The organism is Rubrivirga sp., assembly GCF_049648075.1.
Lineage (GTDB): Bacteria > Bacteroidota > Rhodothermia > Rhodothermales > Rubricoccaceae > Rubrivirga.
Window position 1 is genome coordinate 1 of sequence record NZ_JBARYR010000229.1, and the last position, 2,557, is coordinate 2,557.

Here is a 2,557-nt window from a genome sequence, read left to right on the forward strand (position 1 = left end):
GTGTTCGGGTTCCTGTCCCGGAGCTTGTTCACCATGTTCGCTGAGGACGCCCGGCTCATCCCCGAGCGGTCGTTCTCGGGCTTGCTCGCCGAATACCGCGACCACCTCGACGTACTCCACGACGCACTCCAAGACCTCTGGCAGACGATGGGCGCGGGCGGCTTTTCGGCTGCGCTCAAGGCGAAGCTCCGCCGGTTCAACGGCGGCCTTTTCGCCGAAACTGACGCGCTCGCCCTCGATGCCCGTCAGCTCGACCTTCTGCTCGCCGCTGCCGAGGCGGACTGGCGAGAGGTCGAGCCCGCCATCTTCGGGACGCTCCTGGAGCGCGCTCTCGATCCCCGCGAGCGCCACAAGCTGGGCGCCCACTACACCCCCCGCGCCTACGTCGAGCGGCTCGTCGTCCCCGCTGTTGTCGATCCGCTTCGTGAGGAGTGGGATGCCACCCAGGCTGCCGTCGCCCAGATCGAAGCCGAGGCCGCTGAGACGGCTCCCGAAGGAGGTAACGCTCGCGATGCTCACAATCGGGCCACCCGGAAATCGGTCCTCACCGAGCTGCGGAAGTACCTCACGCGGCTCACCTCCGTCCGCGTGCTCGACCCGGCCTGCGGGTCCGGCAACTTCCTCTACGTGACGCTGGAGCACCTCAAGCGGATCGAGGGGGAAGTCCAGGCCGCGCTCGCCCAGTACGGCGCCGCCGGGCTCGACCTCGAAGGCGTGGCTGTGACCCCAGCGCAGCTCTTGGGAATCGAGGTCAACCCACGCGCGGCGGCCATCGCCGACCTCGTGCTCTGGATCGGTTACCTCCAGTGGCACCTCCGCACGCACGGCGGCCCGCAGGGGCTCTCCGACCCCGTGCTGCGGGCCTACGGCAACGTCGAGAATCGCGATGCCGTCCTCGCCTATGACGCCAAGACGCCCCGCCTCGACGACGACGGCGAACCCGTCACGACGTGGGACGGGCGGACGACCAGGCCGCATCCTGCCACGGGCGAGGAAGTCCCCGATATGAGCGCCCTCACGACGGTCTATGACTACGAGGGTGCTCGCCCCGCCGACTGGCCCCAGGCCGACTTCGTCATCGGCAACCCGCCGTTCGTCGGCAACAAACGGATGCGGGACACGCTTGGCGACGGCTACACCGAGGCGCTGCGGAAGGCGTACCGCGACGTGCCGGAGTCGGCCGACTTCGTGATGTACTGGTGGCACAAGGCGGCCGAGGCCGTCCGTACGGGCCGCGCGGAGCGGTTCGGGTTCATCACGACAAACTCGATCACGATGACCTTCAACCGCCGCGTCGTCGAGCACCACCTCGACGCCGAGCCCCCGCTGGCGGTTGCCTTCGCCGTGCCGGACCACCCGTGGGTCGATGCCGCGCTCGGCGCCGCCGTGCGTGTCGCGATGACCGTCGGAGTCCCCGGCACTGCGGACGGCGAGCTTGCCGAGGTCGTCCGAGAGGGGAAGGGAGAGGACGACGACGCCCGGAGCGTGGAACTTGCCGTCACCCAGGGCACGATCCACCCCGACCTGAGCGTCGGGGCCGACGTGTCGGGAGCGGAGCCGCTCAGGGCTAACGACGGGCTCAGCTTTATGGGTCTGATTCCCCTTGGGACCGGCTTTCGGCTCGATGCCAACGACGCCAGGCGGTTGGGCTACGACCCGGACGCCCTTCCGTCCACGATCCGTCGGTACAAGACCGGCGGCGACATCGCGCGGAGCCAGCCCGACCGGCTCCTCATCGACTTCTTCGGGTCGGGCGTGGACGAGGCGAGGTCCGAACACCCGAGCCTCTATCAGCACCTCCTCGACGAGGTAAAACCGTTCCGCGACAACCAGAAGCGGAAATCGTATCGGGAGCGGTGGTGGCTTCACGCCGAGGCTCGGCCCGAGCTCCGTGCGTCGCTCGACGGCCTCAACCGCTTCATCGCCACCGTCGAGACCTCGAAGCACCGCTACTTCGTGTTCCTCGACGCCGAGGTCCTGCCGGACCAGAAGCTCCGCGTCGTGGCCCACGAGGACGCCTACGTCTTGGGGGTGCTCTCCAGCCGCGCCCACGTTGTGTGGTCGCTCGGGGCGGGAGGGACGCTGGAGGACCGGCCGGTCTACAACGGGTCCCGGATCTTCGACCCCTTTCCGTTCCCCGACGCGACCGACAAACAGCGCGAGACCATCCGCCAACTCGGCGAGCGCCTCGACGCCCACCGCTGGCGGGTCCAGTCGGACCACCCGACGCTCACGCTCACCGGGCTCTACAACGCCCTCGGCGCCGTCCGCGAGGGCCGCGAGATGAGCAAGAAGGAGCGGACGGACTACGAGCGCGGGCAGGTTGCCATCCTCCGCGAAACGCATGACGCCCTCGATGCCGCTGTAGCCGATGCTTACGGCTGGTCCGTCGGCCTGAGCGACCAACAGATCCTCGTCCACTTGGTCGCTCTCAACGCGGAGCGCCAGGCCGAAGAAGCCGCCGGGCGCGTCCGCTACCTCCGCCCGGCCCTCCAGGCCCCCGGCGAGACGATTCAGGCCGAGATCACCCTCGATACGCCCACGGCCGCCGCCAGCG

1 protein-coding gene is annotated in these 2,557 nt (G+C 69.1%); it reads left to right on the forward strand.

Annotation, left to right across the window (positions count from 1 at the left end; translation table 11 throughout):
- Positions 1–2,557: class I SAM-dependent DNA methyltransferase (locus tag WBA11_RS06660; RefSeq protein ID WP_424519922.1), on the forward strand; the 2,557-nt coding region annotated here is incomplete at both ends.